The sequence below is a fragment of the Methylorubrum sp. SL192 genome, assembly GCF_026672325.1.
Classification (GTDB): domain Bacteria; phylum Pseudomonadota; class Alphaproteobacteria; order Rhizobiales; family Beijerinckiaceae; genus Methylobacterium; species Methylobacterium extorquens.
The window spans coordinates 3,312,578-3,332,211 of the sequence record NZ_JAPPQV010000003.1 but is presented as its reverse complement, the minus strand read 5'-3'; the positions used below and the strand labels follow the sequence as shown (position 1 = coordinate 3,332,211).

The window sequence follows — 19,634 nt, the reverse complement described above, 5'->3', positions numbered from 1 at the left end:
TCACCAAAATGTGTTGTCTCGCCCCGTGTTGAGTGCTCTCAAATTCTTTGAATAATTCCCTGGATACGCTCCGGCGCATCCCGGCTTTAAGCATCCGTTGAGAGGAAAGCAGGCCTATAGGTGGGCCGCCCAGGTGGGGCGGCCTCCATAGGACGCTGTCCGGCCGCATGTCCGCCCTCGCCGCTCCGTCGCTGTCGATCGCCCTGCCGTTCGAGGCGGCGCTGGCCGAGATGGCCGCGCCCCTGCTCCTGCTCGATGTGGGCGGCAGCGTCGTCTTCGCCAATGCCCACGCGGCGGCCTTGCTCGCCTGCACCGAACCGGTCGGCCTTCCCCTCCCCGCCCTGCTGGTACCCTTTGGCGCCGCGGAGCCGGAGGCCGAGCCCATCCTGGAAGCTGTGCGCGCCGCCCGCCCCATCCGGGTGCGGCTCACCCTCGGCGGCGACCGCCGCGTCGAGGCGGCGCTGGCGCCACTCTCGGTCGGCGGCTTCGCCCTCACCTTCGAGGACGTGACCGAGCAACTCCGCGGCGCGGCCCTGGCCCGGCAGGAGCCGCTCACCGGCCTGTGCAACCGCGTCGGCCTGCACGACCGCCTCGACGCGGCGCTGACCGAGGCGGCCCGGACGGGGGCACCGCTCGCGGTGCTGATGCTCGACCTCGATCGGTTCAAGACGGTCAACGACACCCTCGGGCATCCGGTCGGCGATGCGCTCCTGCGCAAGGTCGCCGAGCGCCTGCGCCGGGCCACCCGCAGCGGGGATCTGGTCGCGCGGCTCGGCGGCGACGAGTTCGCCATCCTTCAAGTCGATCCCCAAGTTGGACCCCATGCTGGCGTCGAGCAGCCGCACGCGGCCGAGGCGCTGGCACGCCGCCTCGTCGATCTCGTCGGGCGCACCTACGTCGTCGATGGCCACATGCTCAATGTCGGCGTCAGCGTCGGCGTCGCCATCGCCCCCGCCGACGGCCAGAACGCCGACGACCTGCTGAAACACGCCGACCTCGCGCTCTACCGTGCCAAGGCCGCGGGCCGGGGCACCTACCGCTTCTTCGAGCCGGCGATGAACGCGCAGATGCAAGCGCGCCGCGGCCTGGAGATCGACCTGCGCCGGGCAATGGCCCTCAAGCAGTTCGATCTCGCCTTCCAGCCGCAGATCCAGCTGGAGAGCGGGGACGTCACGGGCTTCGAGGCGCTGCTGCGCTGGAACCACCCCGAGCGCGGACCGGTCTCGCCGGCCCTGTTCATTCCGTTGGCCGAGGAGATCGGCGTCATCGTCGGCATCGGCGAGTGGGTGTTGCGCACCGCCTGCCGCGAGGCGGCGCGCTGGCCGCACCCCGCATCGATCGCCGTGAACCTCTCGCCTGTGCAGTTCCGCGGCGGCCGGCTGGTCGAGACGGTGACGAACGTGCTGGCCCAGACCGGCCTCGACCCGGCCCGGCTGGAACTGGAGATCACCGAAGGCGCGCTCCTCGAGAACACCGACAGCGTGCTCGACGTGCTGAACGGCCTGCGCGCGCTCGGCGTGAAGATCTCGATGGACGATTTCGGCACCGGCTACTCGTCCCTGAGCTACCTGCAGAAATTCCCCTTCGACAAGATCAAGATCGACCAGTCCTTCGTCCGCGGCATGGAGGGCAATGCCGAGTGCGGGGCGATCGTGCGGGCCATCGCCCGGCTCGGCGCCAGCCTCGGCATGCGCACCACCGCCGAAGGGGTCGAGACGGCGACGCAGCTCGACGCCATCCGCGCCGAGGGCTGTACCGAGGTCCAGGGCTACCTGACCGGACGCCCGATGCCGGCCGCCCAGGCCGCCGCCCTGTTGTCGGCCTCGCCCGCTCCCTCGCCCTCGACCTTGCCCGCCTGATCCAGGAGCCCGCCGAATGAAGCCGAAAGACCTGCGCCGCCTCGTCTACTACAGCCGCAACCGGGTCGCCGGCGCCCCCGCGGCAATGGACGAGACGATCCGCGGCATCCTGGCCGCGAGCCGCACCAACAACGCCCGCATCGACGTCACCGGGGCGCTGATGTTCAACGCCGGCTGCTTCGCGCAGGTGCTGGAGGGGCCGGAAGACGCGGTCGAGGCCACCTTCGAGCGCATCCAGCAGGACGAGCGCCACGGCGAGGTCTCGCTGCTCGCCTTCGAGGCGGTGGAGACGCGCCTCTTCACCGATTGGTCGATGGCCTATGTCGGGGCCTCGCCGGACGACGCGGCCCGCTACGGCGACGTGGCCGGCGAGAGCGGCTTCGACCTCTCGCGGATGACCGGAGACCGGCTCTGCGCCATGCTGCACGGGCTCGCCCTAGAGGAGGAGGCGGCCGAGGCCTGACGGTTTGCGAGGCGCGCAGGTTCCGCTATCGGAGCGGCTCTCCACGCCACGCTTCTCAGGCAATCCCCGTGCGCCTCACCGTCACGACCTGGAACATCAACTCGGTGCGTCTGCGCATCGAGTCCGTGCTGCGCTTCCTCCGCGAAGCGCAGCCGGACGTGCTGTGCCTGCAGGAGACCAAGTGCCCCGACGACCAGTTCCCGCTCAAGGCGTTCAAGGGATCGGGCTACGAGAACATCGTCTTCGCCGGGCAGAAGGGCTATAACGGCGTCGCGATCATCTCGCGGTTTCCGCTGCTGACCCGCGACGTGATGAGCTTCTGCGAGCGGCCCGATGCGCGCCACATCTCAGCAGTGCTCGGGCCCGAGGCGGGACCGGCAGCGGGGATCGTGCTGCACGATTTCTACGTGCCCGCGGGCGGCGACATGCCCCACCGCGACCTCAACCCGAAATTCGCGCACAAGCTCGACTTCCTGTCCGAATTGCGGGTCTGGGGCGGACGGCGGGTCTCCGGGCCGGCGATCCTGGTGGGCGACCTCAACGTTGCGCCGCTGGAGCACGACGTCTGGTCGCACAAGCAGCTCCTCGATGTGGTGAGCCACACCCCCGTCGAGACCGAAGCGCTCGAGACACTGCGGGGCGAGGCCGGCTGGATCGACGCGGCGCGGCTCCTCACCCCGGAGCCGGAGAAGATCTACACGTGGTGGAGCTACCGCTCGCCGAACTGGGAACTCGCCAACAAGGGCCGGCGCCTCGACCATACCTGGGTCTCGCCCGATCTCGCCGGCACCGTGCGCCGGGTCGCCGTGTTCCGCGAGGCGCGCGGCTGGGAGAAGCCGTCCGATCACGTCCCGGTGACGTTGACGTTGGAGCTCTGAGCCGGGAACGCGGAAGCCCGTCCAGGCATTGGGTCTCCAATCTGAGCTTTCGCAATGGAGTCCCACCGCATGCGCTCGATCCTGCGCCAGATCGTCGTCGTCTTCCTGCTGCCCAAGGCCATCGGCTACCTGCGTCGCCGCTTCGGCGGCGGTCGCGCCGCAGGCTCTCATCGCTCGTACTGAGTGCGGGCTTCCAAAGGGATCATCCCTTTGGCGGGGTGCCGGGGCAGAGCCCCGGCCTCCCTTCAACCAGGGCTCTGCCCTGGACCCGCGAAAGGACCTGTCCTTTCGAAACCCGGATTCCGGCCGACGCGCCGGCGGCTGTAGCCGAACCAGATCGCCAGCCCGAGGCCGAGCCAAGCCAGCAGGCGCAGCCACGTATCGCCGGGCAGGCTCACCATCAGGGCGAGGCAGGCGAGGATGCCGAGCACCGGCACCACGGCACCGCCCGGCACGCGGAAGGGCCGTGCCCGCTCCGGCTCCGTCCGTCGAAGAATCAGCACGCTGGCACAGACGAGGATGAACGCGAACAGCGTCCCGATGCTGACGAGTTCGCCGAGGATGTCGATCGGCACCAAAGCCGCCACCACGGCCGTGGCGAGACCGATCACCCCTTGCGCGACGAACGGCGTCCGGCTCCGCGCCCCGATCCGTGCGAACAGATCCGGCAGCATGCGGTCGCGGGCCATGGCGTAGCAGATCCGCGCTTGGCCATAGAGCGCGGTGAGCGCCGCGGTGGTGAGCCCGATCAACGCGCCCGCCTTGATCGCCGCGGAGAAGCCGGTCAGCCCCGTCACCGCCATGGCCCGCGCGATCGGGTCGGCCACGTCGAGGTCGCGATAGGGCACGAGGCCGGTGAGCACGGCGGCCACCGCCACGTAGAGCGCCGCGGTGACGAGGAGCGAACCGATCAAGCCCACCGGCGCGTCCCGCTGCGGATTGCGGGTCTCGCCGGCGGCGGTCGAGATGGTCTCGAAGCCGACATAGGCGAAGAACACGACCCCCGCCCCGCGAAAGATCCCGCTCCAGCCGAAGGCGCCGAACGTGCCCTCGTTCGCAGGCACCAGCGGCTGCCACAGTTCGGGCCGCAGATGCCCCACGCCGAGGCCGAGGAAAGCGAGGATGATCGCGACCTTCAGCGCCACCAGCACGGCATTGGTGCGGGCCGCCTCCCGGTTGTCGCGCATCAGCAGGGCGGTGAGCGCCAGCACGACGAGCGCCGCCGGAAGGTTCACGATCCCGCCCTCCCCCGGCCCCGCGGCCAGCCATGCCGGCAGCCGCAGGCCCGCATCGGCGAGCAGGCTCTGCGCATAGCCCGACCAGCCGACGGCGATGGTCGCCGCCGCCATGGCGAATTCGAGAACCAGATCCCAGCCAATGATCCAGGCCGGCAGGGCGCCGAGCGTGACGTAGGTGTAGGAATAGGTCGAGCCGGCCACGGGGATCATCGCGGCGAGTTCCGCGTAGCACAGGGCCACCAGCCCGCTCGCGACCGCGCCGAGCACGAAGGAGAGCATCAGCCCCGGCCCGGCATAATTCGCCGCCGCCGTGCCGGTGAGCACGAAGATGCCCGCCCCGACGGTTGCGCCGACGCCGATGCAGACGAGGCTGAAGGCGGAGAGGTTTCGGGCGAGCGCCGGACCGTCCGAATCGGCGGCGTCCGCGACGAGGGCGGCGATGGGCTTTCGGGCGCCGAGGGCGGAACGGGGCATAGGGTCTCACGTGCCTGACCGGACTGCATCCGGCGAAGCGAAAGCCGGGCCGGATGCAGGGCGGGATCGGGAAGCAGTATGGGGCGGATTTCGCCTCGACGGGCGGCGCCACTGGCACATCCCGCGATTTCGTGTATGGTCCGCGCCGCCTCGACCCGGTTACCGGGCGGGGCTTGTGCCGCTTGCGGCTGACCGTGCTGGACGACATCCCGGCACCGGCCCGACCGCGAGTTTTTCAAAGGTGCCCTTCCCTCCCATGGGCGGCGCCTCCGACCAAACCTCCATCTGAAAGGCCTGCGATGTCGATCACGGCAGAGCGCAAGACCGCGCTCATCAAGGACTACGCCAAGGGCAACAAGGACACCGGCTCGCCGGAGGTCCAGATCGCCATCCTCACCGAGCGGATCACCAACCTGACCGCCCACTTCAAGACCCACGGCAAGGACAACCACTCCCGCCGCGGCCTCCTGAAGCTGGTCTCGCAGCGCCGCTCGCTGCTCGACTACCTGAAGCGCAAGGAAGAGGCGCGCTACCGCACCCTCATCGAGCGCCTCGGCATCCGCCGCTAAGGCCTGCCGAACCTTCGCGCGGTCCCCCACGGGGCCGCGTTTTCACAAGCCGCGCTTCGCACGAAGTGGACGCCGGTTCGGCGTCGAAGAGCGCGGCAGACCAAGAAGGATCGCTCGGGCATGGGGCCCGGCCGGTCCGATCCGGGCGGCTTGAAGGCGCAGGGCGCCAGGGCAGGATCGCGAGACGCTTCCTTGAGACGAAGCGTCTCGCCGTCTTGCCTCTGGCGGCGCCGGGCTCAGCCCACCGCATGTTTGAAGGCGAGAGACATATGTTCGACGTACAACGTGAAGAGCTGATCTGGGGCGACCGCAAGCTCGTCCTCGAGACCGGCAAGACCGCCCGCCAGGCGGACGGCTCCGTGGTCGCCACCTACGGCGAGACCACCGTGCTCGCCACCGTGGTCGCGGGCAAGGAGCCCAAGGCCGGCATCGACTTCCTGCCGCTCACCGTGAACTACCAGGAGCGCGCCTACGCCGCCGGCCGCATCCCCGGCGGCTACTTCAAGCGCGAAGGCCGTCCCTCCGAGAAGGAGACGCTGGTCTCCCGCCTGATCGACCGCCCGATCCGTCCGCTCTTCGTCGAGGGCTGGCGCAACGACACCCAGGTCGTCGTCACCGTCCTCTCCCACGATCTCGAGAACGATCCCGACATCGTCGCGATGGTCGCGGCCTCCGCCGCCCTCACCCTCTCGGGCGTGCCCTTCATGGGCCCGATCGGCGCGGCCCGCGTCGGCTACCTCAACGGCGGCTACAAGCTGAACCCGCTCGTGACGGAAATCGCCGAATCGACCCTCGACCTCGTCGTCGCCGGCACCCAGGACGCGGTGCTGATGGTCGAGTCCGAGGCCAAGGAGCTCTCCGAGGACGTGATGCTCGGGGCCGTGATGTTCGGCCACAAGCACTTCCAGCCGGTGATCGAGGCGATCATCCGTCTGGCCGAGAAGGCCGCCAAGGAGCCGCGCGATTTCACCCCGCCGGAGAACGCCGACGTCGAAGCCGCCGTTCTCGCGGTCGCCGAGACCGAGCTGCGCGAGGCCTACAAGAAGACGGTCAAGCAGGAGCGCTACGCCGCCGTCGACGCCGTGAAGGCGAAGGTCGTGGCCGCACTCTGCCCGGCCGAGGGCGAGCAGAAGTTCAGCCCTGAGAAGGTCAAGGCGGCCTTCAAGGAAGCGCAGTCGAAGGTGGTCCGCTGGAACATCCTCGACACCGGCTCGCGCATCGACGGCCGTGACGTAAAAACGGTCCGCTCGATCGTCTCCGAGGTCGGCGTGCTGCCCCGCGCCCACGGTTCGTCGCTGTTCACCCGCGGCGAGACCCAGGCGCTGGTCGTGGCCACGCTCGGCACCGGCGAGGACGAGCAGTTCATCGACGCGCTGGAGGGGACCTACAAGGAGCGCTTCCTGCTCCACTACAACTTCCCTCCCTACTCCGTCGGCGAGACCGGCCGCATGGGTTCGCCCGGCCGCCGCGAGATCGGCCACGGCAAGCTCGCCTGGCGCGCGATCCGGCCCGTTCTGCCGCCGGCTCACGAGTTCCCGTACACGATCCGCGTGGTCTCCGAGATCACCGAGTCGAACGGCTCGTCCTCGATGGCCTCGGTCTGCGGCGGCTCGCTGTCGCTGATGGATGCGGGCGTGCCCCTGCGCCGTCCGGTTGCCGGCATCGCCATGGGCCTCATCCTCGAAGGTGAGCGCTTCGCGGTGCTGTCCGACATCCTCGGCGACGAGGATCACCTCGGCGACATGGACTTCAAGGTGGCCGGCTCGGAGGAGGGCATCACCTCCCTCCAGATGGACATCAAGATCGCCGGCATCACCGAGGAGATCATGAAGATCGCCCTCGCCCAGGCCAAGGACGGCCGCGCCCACATCCTGGGCGAGATGTCCAAGGCCCTGACCGCGGCCCGTCCGGAGCTCGGCGAATACGCGCCGCGCATCGAGACGATGCAGATCCCCACCGACAAGATCCGTGACGTGATCGGCACCGGCGGCAAGATCATCCGCGAGATCGTCGAGAAGACCGGCGCCAAAATCAACATCGAGGATACCGGCATCGTCAAGATCGCCTCCTCCGACGGCAAGGCGATCAAGGCGGCCTATAACTGGATCCGCTCCATCGTCGCCGAGCCCGAGGCCGGCACGATCTACGACGGCACGATCGTCAAGATCATGGAGTTCGGCGCCTTCGTGAACTTCTTCGGCGCGAAGGACGGCCTCGTCCACATCTCGGAGCTGGCCGCCCAGCGCGTCGCCAAGGTCGGCGACGTCGTGAAGGAGGGCCAGAAGGTCAAGGTGAAGTTCCTCGGTGCCGACGAGCGCGGCAAGATCCGCCTCTCGATGAAGGTCGTCGATCAGGAGACCGGCGAGGACCTCACCGAGAAGCTGAAGGCCGAGCGGGCTGAGCGCGGCGAGCCGGAGCGCGAGGAGCGCAGCGACCGCGGTGATCGTGGTGACCGCGGCCCCCGCCGCGACCGCGGCGAGCGCCGCCGGGAATCGTCGGGCGAATAAGCCCCGTCCCGCACGCCATACCGGACGTTTGAAGAGCGCGGTCCCTCCGGGGGCCGCGCTCTTTGCTTGTGGCCCTCGGCCATTTTGCTCAATGGCAAAGTATCGATTGCCTATTTTCCATATCAAATCGGTAAATACGGAATAATTCAACCTTCGCCAAGCTGAGCCGGATTAGGACCAAGACTTCCCCGTCTATTCTAATAAAATAAGGGGAAGCTTATGAGAAACGCTCGCCAGTGCCGCGCTATGCTGCGGCCGATGCTGCTTGGCTCCGTTGCCTGTACAAGCATCGCTGCGGCTTTCATCCACCCGGCGCGGGCGCAAGTCACAGACATCAATACCGGCCTGCCGACCGCTCAGGCGGTCCATCCGCTCGCCGCGTCTCCCTCGGTCGGCGGCGTCACCCTCGATATGATCAGCGTCGCCGGGTCCGGGGCCGGGCGCGGCCTCGTCGTCGACAGCTCCGGTTCGCAGGTCGGCTACCTCGCCCGGCGCCTGCGCTCCTCGACCAAGACCGATACGCCGCTGATCGACACGCCGCAGGCGATCTCGGTGGTGACGGAGGCGCAGATCCGCGACCAGAACGTGCAGAGCATCGGCGAGGCGCTGCGCTACGTCCCCGGCGTCGCCATCGCCCAGGGCGAGGGCCACCGCGACGAGATCCTGATCCGCGGCCAGCGCACGACGGCCGACTTCTTCGTCAACGGCATCCGCGACGACGCGCGCTACTTCCGCGACCTCTACAACACCCAGCGCATCGAGGTGTTGAAGGGCCCCAATGCGATGATCTTCGGCCGCGGCGGCGGCGGCGGCGTGGTCAACCGCGTGCTCAAGGAGGCCGACGGGGTGCCGATCCGCGAGGTGCTGGTGCAGGGCGGCCAGTTCGGGAACAAGCGCATGGCGGTGGATCTCGGCGACCGCGTCTCCGACAGCGCCTTCTTCCGCCTCAACGGCGTGTTCGAGGATACCGGCACCTATCGCGACTTCATCGACATCCGCCGCTACGGCGTGAACCCGACGATGACCTTCCTGCTCGGGCCGCAGACGACGCTGCGCCTGTCCTACGAGCTCTTCTCCGACAACCGCATCGCCGACCGCGGCATCCCCTCGCAGTTCGGGCGCCCCTGGCGCTATCGCGAGAACACCAGCACGCTGTTCGGCGCGCCCTTGATCTCGAACGGCTTCGTCGATGCCCATATCGGCAACGCGCAGTTGGACCACGTCTTCGAGAGCGGCGTCGTGATGCGCAGCCAGACGCGGATCGCCGACTACGCGAAGTACCATCAGAACGCCTACCCCAACAGTCCGGTCAGTGCCGACGAGACCGCGTTCGTGATGCGCGGCTACGGCAGCCAGACCGACCGCACGAACACCTTCAACCAGACCGACTTCACCTACAAATTCAACACCGGCCCCCTCGCCCACACCGTGGTGGCCGGCCTGGAACTCGGCTTTCAGGAGGGGATCGACTTCCGGCGCGACTTCATCTGGAATTCGACCGGCACCCGCAACCTCCCCGTCAATCCCTTCGCGCCGACCACGACCGAGGGGGCAACGCTGCGGAATCTCGCGTCGGGCCGCAACAACACCTATCGGCTCGGCGTGTTCTCCGCCTTCGCCCAGGACCAGATCGAGATCGACGAGCATCTGCAGTTCATCGTCGGCGCACGCTTCGACCGCTTCGATTTCCAATCGCGCGACCGTCGTCCCGACGCCGCGACCGGCCTCCCTGCCCAACCGAACAGCCGCATCGACAATCTCGTCTCGCCGCGGGTCGGCGTCGTGGTGAAGCCGCTGCCGAATCTCGCCTTCTACGGCAGCTATTCGGTGTCCTTCCTGCCGAGCGCCGGCGATCAGTTCCGCGTGCTGGACCCGACAACCGCCTTGTCCGCACCCGAGCGGTTCGAGAACGCGGAAATCGGCGTGAAATACGAGATCACGCCGGCCCTGATCCTCACCGCTGCGCTGTTCAACCTCGATCGCGACAACCAGCCGATCCCCTCATCCACCGAAGCGGGTTTCTCCGCCGGCCCAGGCAAGACGAACACAAGGGGGGCCGAGATCGGCATTGCCGGCTACGCGACCGATTGGTGGCAGATCTCCGGCGGCTACGCCTATACCGAGCCGCGCATCGTCGCCGACATTGATGACGACGGCGACGTGATCCAGGCCGGCAACCTTGTCGGCGGCGTTCCGCTCAACACCTTCAGCCTGTGGAACAAATTCGACATCGGCGAGCGATTCTCCGTCGGCGTCGGCTACCTCTACCAGGATGCCAGCTTCGCATCGTCGGACAACGCGGTGCGCCTGCCGAGCTTCTCGCGCTTCGATGCCGGCGTGTTCTACGCGTTCAGCGAGACCATGCGCGCTCAGGTCAACATCGAGAATCTGTTCGACCGGCGCTACGTCATCTCCGCGCACAACAACAACAACATCCTGCCCGGCGCGCCTCGGACCGTGCGCTTCCAGCTCATCGCGCGGTTCTGACCTGCGAGGGCGCCCGAGGCTTCCGCGCCCGCGCGCCCTCCCCTAACACCGGGGTGACGCCCGCCGCGCGGGTGCCTCGCCCCGGAGCCCTCATGTCCGACGATCTCGTCTTCTACACCAACCCGATGTCCCGCGGCCGGATCGTCCGCTGGATGCTGGAGGAGGTCGGCGCGCCCTACCGCACCGAGATCCTCGGCTACGGCAGCTCCATGAAGGCGCCGGCCTACCGGGCGATCAACCCGATGGGGAAGGTGCCGGCGCTGCGCCACGGCGAGACGGTGGTGACCGAATGCCCCGCAATCCTCGCCTATCTCGCCGACGCCTTCCCGCAGGCCGGGCTCGCCCCTGAGCCTAGCCACCACGACCGCGGCCCCTATTACCGCTGGCTATTCTTCTGCGCCGGCCCCCTCGAGGCGGCGGTCACGAACGGCGTGCTCAAAGTGAGCGTCCCCGACGACCCGCGCATGCAGGGCATGGTCGGCTATGGCAGCCTGGAAACGGCCCTCGACACGCTCGAAACCGCCGTCTCCGGGGTGGAGTTCGTGGCGGGCGACCGGTTCAGCGCCGCCGACCTCTACGTCGCCGCGCATCTCGGCTGGGGCATGCAGTTCGGTACGATCCCGAAGCGCCCGGCCTTCGAGGCCTATGCCGGGCGCCACCTCGCTCGCGAGGCAGCCGCGCGGGCGCGGGCGATCGATGACGCTTTGCTCGCCGAGGCGCAGGCGGCGTCATAGTCACCGACCGACGGAACGGCCCCGCCCGCCCCGCGTTCGCCCCGCGAAGTCGCACGAGCGTCGAGAAGGAGTGCGTTGACCGTGAACGAGATGATCGAGGACATTTTTTCGGGCGAACCGAACCTGAGCATGACCGAGCGGGCGGTCTCCGTTGCGCTGGGGCTCGGCATCGCCGCCGCGGCGGCTCAGCCCCGGCCGAACAAGCTCCTGAGCCTCGCCGCCCTTGTGGTTGGCGTCGGGCTTGCCGTGCGCGGTGCCACCGGCCATTGCGCGGTCAAGGCGGTCACCGCGGGCGGGCGCGACCTGACCGGCTGATCTCGCGCGTTCCGCGATCGAAGCTGCGTGTGGTCGCGACGCGATCAGGCGCAGCCTCAATCGGCCGAGACGTCGGCCGAAGACCGGGGCGCGAACGCGTCCGGTTTCCCGTCTGGAACGGAGCCGGCCTCGAAACGCTGCCGCGCCTCTTGAATGGCCGCATGGTTCTGCTCGGCCCAGCCGACGAGGTGAGCGAGCGGATCAAGGAGCGCGCTTCCCAACGGCGTCAACCGGTACTCGACACTCGGCGGCTTCGTCGGGAACACCGTCCGTGAAATGAGGCCGTCCCGTTCGAGGTCGCGAAACGTCTGCGTCAGCATCCGCTTGGAGATGTCGGGGATCATGCGGGCAACCGCGCTAAACCGGCCCGGCCCTGCGGCCAATGCGATCAAGATCAGCATCGACCACTTGTCGCCGACCCGATCCAGCACATCGCGGACCGGACATGACGCGATCTCCGTAAAACTGGACTGCCAAACGGCAAATTTCCGTGCCAGCTCGCTTTGACCCGGCCGGAGGGCGGTTCCGTCGCTGTCACCTTGTCCCAAAGAAGTGCCTCCTTCACGGCTCACACGGTCTCAATTAGGTACCTTGTACCGCATGGGAACCGAGTGGGACCACCATGATGAGCACATCCGAACCGCGTCTTTTCGTGACCGGTGCCACCGGCCAGCTCGGCCGGCTGGTGATCGAAGCCTTGCTGAAGCGGGTGCCGGCCGACACCATCGTGGCGGGTGTCCGCTCGCTGAAGAGTGCTGCGGCTGAGGACCTGCGCGCGCAAGGCGTCACGCTCCGCGTGGCCGACTACGCGCGTCCCGAGACATTGGCGGAAGCCTTTCGCGGCATCGACCGCCTGCTGCTCATCTCATCCAGTGAGATCGGCCAGCGCGTTGCCCAGCACCAGAACGTCATCCAAGCCGCCCGGCAATCCGGCGTGAACCTGATCGCCTATACCAGCCTGCTTCGCGCCGACACCTCGCCACTCGCACTAGCGGACGAGCATCGGCGGACGGAAGACGCACTGAAGGCTTCCGGCCTGTCCTTCGCCGTGCTGCGCAATGGCTGGTACACCGAGAACTACGCGGCCTCGATCGCGCCGGCCCTGGCCCATGGGGTCCTTCTGGGCAGTGCGGGCGAGGGCCGGATCGCCTCCGCCGCGCGGGCGGACTTCGCCGAGGCCGCCGCCGTCGTACTGACGACAGATGGCCATGACGGACGCGTCTACGAACTGGCGGGGGATGACGCCTACACCCTGGACGAGTTCGCGGCAGCGGTGAGCGTGCTGTCCGGCCAGACGGCCGTCTACCGGAACCTGACGGAGGCTGAGTTCAAGGCAGCCCTGGTCGCCGCCGGCCTGCCGGAGGACTTCGCGGCGCTGCTCGCCGATTCGGACATGGCAGCGGCCCAGGGCGGACTCAACGATACGAACCGCCAGTTGAGCGGGCTGATCGGCCGACCGACGACCCCGTATCGCACCACAATCGCCGGAACGATCAGCGGGATGGCGGCCCAAGGCTGACGCTTTCGGCGCGCCGGTGGCCGCGGCTTCGGCTTCGGCTTCCGGGCCCAACGAAAAAAAGAGGCGCCCCGCGAGGAGCGCCTCCTTTTTCTTCAAAGCGGGCTGCCGCCTGTCAGAGCGAGCGGCTGCTAGTCCGGCCGGCGATGAAGCCGTAGATCGCCAGCACCACGCAGGCGCCGACGATGGAGCCGATGAAGCGCGCGCCCTCGTTGGGCCCGTACCAGCCGACCGCCTGACCGATGAAGGTCGCGACGAAGGCGCCGACGATGCCGAGGATCGTCGTCAGGATGAAGCCGGACGGCTCCTTGTCACCGGGCATGATGAACTTGGCGATGATGCCGGCCACGAAGCCGATGATGATGGTCCAGAGAATTTCCATGTCGTCCCAACCCCGAAAGTCGTCGTCGATCTGAAGCTCCGGCCGGAAGACCCGGAAGACTTGGCCGTATTCGGATGACAAACGCGCGAGCGACGACGCCGGTTGCCTTGGGAAATGCGGGACCGTCCAAAAAATCCGGGCCTGCGCGACCGGCCCCGCCTCCGGCATTCCGGCGCGCCGCTCGAACCCCTTTACGGGGTACCGCTCCGGGCGGCAGAAGGGTTCGCTTCCTTCACGAATCGAGACCGGCGACCCTACGATGACCATCGAACGCTACGAGACCGGCCCGCGCATGTCCCAGGCGGTCGCCCACGGCGACCTCGTGTTCCTGGCAGGTCAGGTGGCCGCCGACGTGGTCGGCACCGGCGTCACCGCACAGACGCAGCAGATCCTGGAACAGATCGACCGGCTGCTGATGGCGACGGGCAGCGACAAGGCCCGCATCCTCTCGGCGACCGTCTATCTCGCCGATATCGGGAGCTTTGCCGAGATGAACGCCGCCTGGGACGCCTGGGTCGACAAGGGGAACCCGCCCGCCCGCGCCACCGTCGAGGCGCGGCTCGCCGGGCCGGAATACCTCGTCGAGATCGTGGTCACGGCCGTCCGGGGCAAATCGTGATCCGGCGGCTTCTGCTGGGAGGGCTCGCCGCCCTCCCCCTCCTCCTCTGCGCGACCGGCGGGGTGCGGGCCGAGGAGCGGGTCGTCAACATCTACAACTGGTCGGACTACATCGACCCGAAGGTGCTCGACGACTTCACCAAGGAGACGGGGATCAAGGTCGTCTACGACACCTACGACAACAACGAGATCCTCGAGACGAAGCTCTTGGCCGGCAAGTCCGGCTACGACATCGTCGTGCCCTCCGGCCCCTTCCTTCAGCGCCTGATCAAGGCGGGCGTGTTCCTGCCGCTCGACAAGGCGAAGATCCCGAACCTCAAACACGCTTGGCCCGAGATCAGCACCCGGCTTCAAGCCTATGATCCGGGCAACACGTTCGCCGTCGATTACATGTGGGGCACCACCGGCATCGGTGTGAACGTCTCGGCCGTGCGCGAGCGGCTGGGCGCCAACGCCCCCCTCAATAGCTGGAGCCTCGTGCTCAATCCCGGCTCGATCGCGAAGCTGAAGGATTGCGGAGTCATGCTCCTCGACTCCCCCGAGGACCTGATTCCCTCGATCCTGCCCTTCTACGGCTTCAAGTCGGATTCGAAGCGTTGGGATGACATCACCGCGGTGACCGACGCGCTCTACAAGGTCCGCGGCGCGGTGCGGAAATTCCACTCCTCGGAATATGTCAACGGGCTTGCCAACGGCGATGTCTGCCTCGCGGTCGGCTATTCCGGCGACGTGATGCAGGCGAAGAAGCGCGCCGAGGAATCGAAGAACGGCATCGAGATCGCCTACTTCATCCCGAAGGAAGGTGCGCTGATGTGGTTCGACGCCTTCGCGATCCCGAAGGATGCCGCCCACCCGGCCGAGGCGCACGCCTTCATCGACTACATGATGCGCACCGAAGTGGCGGCGGCCAACACCAACTTCGTCTCCTTCGCCAACGGCAACCTCGCCGCGCGCAAGCTCGTGAAGCCGGAGCTTCTCAACAATCCCGGCATCTACCCGGACGAGACGACGATGCAGCGGCTCTCGGTCAACACCGCCTGGAACGACTCGACCCAGCGCTTCGTCACGCGAGCCTGGACGCGGGTGCGCACCGGCCGCTAGAGCATCATCTAGAGCATCATCCGGAAAGGTGGTTGCCGGCTTTCGGAAAAAGATGATGCAAAAACAAAAGCTTAGAGCATCGTCCTGGATCTGATATCCAGGACGATGCTCTAAGCGCCCTTTCGCGGAGCCCGACCCTCCCCTCGGCGGGGGTGCCGAGGCAGCGCCCCGGCCGAACGAGAAAGGCCCCGGCTCTTCCGAGCCGGGGCCTTTCTCATGTCGTGGGTCCGGAAAGGAGCGGCCGATTACTCGGCCGCCGCCGGGGGCAGCTCGCTGAGTTCGGCGGCGTTGGCCGCGTTCTCGGCGGAGCGCTGCTGAAGGATCAGGTTGTCACGGCGGCGCGCGATGGAGCGGATGTCCGCCGCGAGCGAGCCGGTGCCGGCCGGGATGAGCGAACCGACGATGACGTTCTCCTTCAGGCCGTCCAAGGTATCGACCTTGCCGTTGACCGCCGCCTCCGTGAGGACGCGGGTGGTCTCCTGGAACGAGGCCGCCGAGATGAACGACTTGGTCTGCAGCGACGCCTTGGTGATGCCGAGCAGGACGGGCACGCCCTGGATCGGCTTCTTGCCCTCGGCGAGGAGCTTCTCGTTGAAGTCGGCCAGTTCGGTGCGGTCGATCTGATCGCCCGTGAGGATGTCGGAGTCGCCGCCGTCGGTGATTTCCACCTTCTGCAGCATCTGCCGGACGATGACCTCGATGTGCTTGTCGTTGATCGACACGCCCTGGAGCCGGTAGACCTCCTGGATCTCGTTGACGAGGTAGGCGGCAAGCTCCTCCACGCCCTTGATCGCCAGGATGTCGTGCGGCGCCGGGTTGCCGTCGACGATGTAGTCGCCGAGTTCCACCACGTCCCCGTCCTGCAAGTGGATGTGCTTGCCCTTCGGGATCAGGTACTCGACGGCATCGGAGCCGTCATGCGGCGTCAGCGTCAGACGACGCTTGTTCTTGTAGTCGCGGCCGAAGGCGATCGAGCCCGACTTCTCGGCGATGATCGCCGCATCCTTCGGACGACGCGCCTCGAACAGCTCCGCCACCCGCGGCAGACCGCCGGTGATGTCGCGGGTCTTGGCCGAGTCCGTCGAGACACGGGCGAGCACGTCGCCGGCCCGCACCTTCGCACCCGGATCGAGACCGATGATGGCATCGACCGGCAGGTAGTAGCGGGCGTCCGAACCGCGGGCCAGCTTCACCGGCTTGCCGTCCTGATCCAGCACGAGCATGGCCGGCTTCAGGTCGGAGGTGCGGGACGAACCGCGCCAGTCGATGACGACGCGCTTGGCGATGCCGGTCGACTCGTCGGTGGTCTCGGTGATGGACTGGCCATCATAGAGATCCTCGTAGCCGACGATACCGTCCACCTCGGCGACGATCGGACGGGTGTAGGGGTCCCACTCCGCGATCCGCTGGCCGCGCTTGATCGTGTCGCCCTCGTCGACGCGCACACGGGCACCATATTGCAGGCGGTGAACCGCCCGCTCGGTCCCGTCCGGCCCGACGATCACCACCGCGACTGAACGGCCGGTGGCGATGAGGTCGCCATCCGAGTTCTTGGCCAGCGAGCGGTTGCGGATCTTGATCGTGCCCTCGAAGCTCGACTCGACGAAGGACGAATCCGCGATCTGCGCCGCACCGCCGATGTGGAAGGTACGCATGGTGAGCTGGGTGCCCGGCTCGCCGATCGACTGCGCCGCGATGACGCCGACCGCCTCGCCCATGTTGACGGGCGTGCCGCGGGCCAGATCGCGCCCGTAGCAGGTGGCGCAGACGCCGCTCTTGGTCTGGCAGACCAGCACCGAGCGGATCTTCACCTCCTGGATGCCGGCGGCGTTGATCGCCGGCAGGTGACGCTCCTCGATCGTCTCGTTCGTCTTGACGATAACGGTGCCGTCCTGCGCCACCAGATCCTCGGCCGTGGCGCGGCCCAGGATACGGATGGAGAGCGGGGCGACGACCTGGCCGGCATCGATGATGGCGCGCATCTTGATGCCGTTGGTCGTGCCGCAATCGACCTCGCGGATGACCGCGTCCTGCGCCACGTCGACCAGACGACGCGTCAGGTAGCCCGAGTTCGCGGTCTTCAACGCCGTGTCCGCGAGACCCTTACGGGCGCCGTGGGTGGAGTTGAAGTACTCGAGAACGTCGAGGCCTTCCTTGAAGTTCGAGATGATCGGCGTCTCGATGATCTCACCCGACGGCTTGGCCATGAGGCCGCGCATCGCCGCGAGCTGCTTCATCTGCGCGGGCGAACCACGGGCGCCCGAGTGGCTCATCATGTAGATCGAGTTGACCTGCTTGTCGGCCCCGTTCTCGTCCTTCTGGACGGCGGAGATCCGGCCCATCATCTCGGCGGCGAGCTTGTCCGAGCACTTGGCCCAGGCATCGACGACCTTGTTGTACTTCTCGCCCTGGGTGATCAGGCCGTCGTTGTACTGCTGCTCGTAATCCTTCACGAGCGTGCGGGTGTCCTCGACGATCGACCACTTGTTCTCCGGCACGACCATGTCGTCCTTGCCGAACGAGATGCCGGCCTTGAACGCGTGGCTGAAGCCGAGCGCCATGATGCGGTCGCAGAAGATCACCGACTCCTTCTGACCGCAGTGGCGGTAGACGGTGTCGATCATCGCCGAAATTTCCTTCTTGGTCATCAGCTTGTTGACGACGTCGAAGGGCACCTTCGGGTGCATCGGCAGCACGCCGGACAGGATCACGCGGCCCGGCGTGGTGTCGTAGATCCGGGAGACCGGCTCGCCATCGGGACCGAGGCCGCGCCAGCGCCACTTGATCTTCGAGTGCAGCGAGACGGACTTGGCTGCGAGCGCGTGCTCGAGCTGACCGATATCGCCGAACACACCCTGCATCGGGTTGTTCTTGTCGTCGGCCTTGTGCTCGCCGACCGAGCCGTCGGCGACGATCGAGAGGTAGTAGAGGCCCAGCACGATGTCCTGCGACGGCACGATGATCGGCTGACCATTGGCCGGGTGCAGGATGTTGTTGGTCGACATCATCAGGACGCGCGCCTCCAACTGAGCCTCGAGGCTCAGGGGAACGTGCACGGCCATCTGGTCGCCGTCGAAGTCGGCGTTGAACGCGGCGCAGACCAGCGGGTGAAGCTGGATCGCCTTGCCCTCGATCAGCTTCGGCTCGAACGCCTGAATGCCGAGGCGGTGAAGCGTCGGCGCGCGGTTGAGCATGACGGGATGCTCGCGGATGACCTCATCCAGGATATCCCAAACCTCGGGCTTCTCCTTCTCGACGAGCTTCTTCGCCTGCTTGACGGTGGCGGAGAATCCCTTGGCGTCGAGGCGCGCGTAGATGAACGGCTTGAACAGCTCGAGCGCCATCTTCTTCGGAAGGCCGCACTGGTGCAGCTTCAGCTCGGGACCGACCACGATGACCGAACGGCCGGAGTAATCGACGCGCTTGCCGAGCAGGTTCTGGCGGAAGCGGCCCTGCTTGCCCTTCAGCATGTCGGCGAGCGACTTCAGCGGACGCTTGTTGGCACCCGTGATGACGCGGCCGCGGCGGCCGTTGTCGAACAGCGCATCGACCGCTTCCTGAAGCATGCGCTTCTCGTTGCGGATGATGATGTCCGGCGCGCGCAGCTCGATCAGCCGCTTGAGGCGGTTGTTGCGGTTGATGACGCGGCGATAGAGGTCGTTGAGGTCGGACGTGGCGAAGCGGCCGCCGTCCAGCGGGACCAACGGGCGCAGGTCCGGCGGGATGACGGGCACGACCGTCAGGATCATCCACTCGGGCTTGTTGCCCGAGAGCTGGAACGCCTCGATGATCTTGAGGCGCTTCATCAGCTTCTTGGGCTTCAGCTCGGAGGTCGTCGTCGCGATCTCCTCCTTGAGCGACGTCGCGATGCCCTCGAGGTCGAGTTCCATCAGGATGCGCCGGATCGCCTCGGCGCCGATCATCGCCGTGAACGAATCCTCGCCGTACTCCTCCTGCGCGCGCAGGTACTCTTCCTCCGAGAGGAGCTGACGCTCCTTCAGGGGGGTGAGGCCCGGCTCGATGACGACGTAGGACTCGAAGTACAGGATCCGCTCAAGGTCCTTGAGCGCCATGTCGAGCAGCAGGCCGATGCGGCTCGGCAGCGACTTCAGGAACCAAATATGGGCGACGGGGGCGGCCAGCTCGATATGGCCCATGCGGTCGCGACGGACGCGCGCGAGGGTGACCTCGACGCCGCACTTCTCGCAGATGACGCCCTTGTACTTCATGCGCTTGTACTTGCCGCACAAGCACTCGTAATCCTTGATCGGCCCGAAGATGCGCGCACAGAACAGGCCGTCGCGCTCGGGCTTGAAGGTACGGTAGTTGATCGTCTCGGGCTTCTTGATCTCGCCGTAGGACCAAGACAGAATTTTCTCGGGCGACGAGATCGAGATCTTGATCTGGTCGAAGCTCTGCGGCTGGGCCTGCTGATTGAAAAGGTTCATGACCTCTTGGTTCATGATCCGCTCCTTGCTCGCCGGCTGCCCCGC

The 19,634-nt window shown here is 67.2% G+C and carries 15 protein-coding genes; 11 read left to right on the top strand and 4 right to left on the bottom strand.

Annotated elements, in window-relative coordinates:
• The first annotated feature begins 167 nt into the window (after nt 1-167).
• From OVA30_RS16440 to xth, 3 genes are all read left to right on the top strand, one after another.
• On the top strand, nt 168-1,859 hold the full coding sequence (locus OVA30_RS16440) for a putative bifunctional diguanylate cyclase/phosphodiesterase (RefSeq protein WP_268176082.1): 1,692 nt from the start codon (nt 168-170) through the stop codon (nt 1,857-1,859).
• Nucleotides 1,860-1,875: 16 nt separating this feature from the next.
• A complete protein-coding gene (locus tag OVA30_RS16435) occupies nt 1,876-2,322 on the top strand; it encodes a BLUF domain-containing protein (protein WP_003597563.1) in 447 nt (148 codons plus the stop codon).
• A 68-nt stretch (nt 2,323-2,390) separates the two neighbouring features.
• Nucleotides 2,391-3,200: an exodeoxyribonuclease III gene (gene xth / locus OVA30_RS16430; RefSeq protein ID WP_056464426.1), complete on the top strand. Its 810-nt coding sequence runs from the start codon at nt 2,391-2,393 to the stop codon at nt 3,198-3,200.
• A 245-nt stretch (nt 3,201-3,445) separates the two neighbouring features.
• On the opposite strand, the gene OVA30_RS16425 is transcribed toward xth, so the two are convergent.
• Entirely contained in the window at nt 3,446-4,912 is a 1,467-nt protein-coding gene (locus OVA30_RS16425; protein ID WP_268176081.1) for an amino acid permease, read from the bottom strand.
• Between the two features lie 299 nt (nt 4,913-5,211).
• On the opposite strand from OVA30_RS16425, the gene rpsO reads away from it, so the two are divergent.
• The 5 genes from rpsO (at nt 5,212) to OVA30_RS16400 (ending at nt 11,524) form a co-directional block, all read left to right on the top strand.
• A complete protein-coding gene (gene rpsO / locus OVA30_RS16420) occupies nt 5,212-5,481 on the top strand; it encodes a 30S ribosomal protein S15 (RefSeq protein ID WP_003597553.1) in 270 nt (89 codons plus the stop codon).
• Nucleotides 5,482-5,750: 269 nt separating this feature from the next.
• Nucleotides 5,751-7,988 (top strand): polyribonucleotide nucleotidyltransferase, encoded by a 2,238-nt coding sequence (pnp, locus tag OVA30_RS16415; protein WP_003597551.1) that lies wholly within the window; start codon nt 5,751-5,753, stop codon nt 7,986-7,988.
• A 219-nt stretch (nt 7,989-8,207) separates the two neighbouring features.
• On the top strand, nt 8,208-10,475 hold the full coding sequence (locus OVA30_RS16410; protein ID WP_268176080.1) for a TonB-dependent receptor: 2,268 nt from the start codon (nt 8,208-8,210) through the stop codon (nt 10,473-10,475).
• 92 nt (nt 10,476-10,567) lie between these two features.
• Nucleotides 10,568-11,209, top strand: coding sequence for a glutathione S-transferase family protein (locus OVA30_RS16405; RefSeq protein WP_268176079.1), 642 nt, complete (start codon nt 10,568-10,570; stop codon nt 11,207-11,209).
• Nucleotides 11,210-11,299: 90 nt separating this feature from the next.
• On the top strand, nt 11,300-11,524 hold the full coding sequence (locus tag OVA30_RS16400; protein ID WP_210279257.1) for a YgaP-like transmembrane domain: 225 nt from the start codon (nt 11,300-11,302) through the stop codon (nt 11,522-11,524).
• A 56-nt stretch (nt 11,525-11,580) separates the two neighbouring features.
• Here OVA30_RS16400 and OVA30_RS16395 read toward each other — a convergent pair whose 3' ends face one another.
• Nucleotides 11,581-12,072: a winged helix-turn-helix transcriptional regulator gene (locus OVA30_RS16395; RefSeq protein ID WP_268176078.1), complete on the bottom strand. Its 492-nt coding sequence runs from the start codon at nt 12,070-12,072 to the stop codon at nt 11,581-11,583.
• Nucleotides 12,073-12,149: 77 nt separating this feature from the next.
• Between OVA30_RS16395 and OVA30_RS16390 the strand changes: the two genes are divergently transcribed.
• Nucleotides 12,150-13,043, top strand: a complete 894-nt coding sequence (locus tag OVA30_RS16390; protein ID WP_268176077.1) for an SDR family oxidoreductase — start codon at nt 12,150-12,152, stop codon at nt 13,041-13,043.
• 112 nt (nt 13,044-13,155) lie between these two features.
• Here OVA30_RS16390 and OVA30_RS16385 read toward each other — a convergent pair whose 3' ends face one another.
• Nucleotides 13,156-13,422, bottom strand: a complete 267-nt coding sequence (locus OVA30_RS16385) for a GlsB/YeaQ/YmgE family stress response membrane protein (RefSeq protein ID WP_012255174.1) — start codon at nt 13,420-13,422, stop codon at nt 13,156-13,158.
• Nucleotides 13,423-13,681: 259 nt separating this feature from the next.
• On the opposite strand from OVA30_RS16385, the gene OVA30_RS16380 reads away from it, so the two are divergent.
• Complete coding sequence (locus OVA30_RS16380; protein WP_003597543.1) at nt 13,682-14,041, top strand: RidA family protein; 360 nt, start codon at nt 13,682-13,684, stop codon at nt 14,039-14,041.
• Entirely contained in the window at nt 14,038-15,141 is a 1,104-nt protein-coding gene (locus tag OVA30_RS16375; RefSeq protein WP_268176076.1) for a polyamine ABC transporter substrate-binding protein, read from the top strand. The genes OVA30_RS16380 and OVA30_RS16375 overlap by 4 nt, the downstream gene beginning before the upstream one ends.
• A 245-nt stretch (nt 15,142-15,386) precedes the next feature.
• On the opposite strand, the gene rpoC is transcribed toward OVA30_RS16375, so the two are convergent.
• Nucleotides 15,387-19,604, bottom strand: a complete 4,218-nt coding sequence (rpoC, locus tag OVA30_RS16370; RefSeq protein WP_012255172.1) for a DNA-directed RNA polymerase subunit beta' — start codon at nt 19,602-19,604, stop codon at nt 15,387-15,389.
• Between the last annotated feature and the right edge of the window lie 30 nt (nt 19,605-19,634).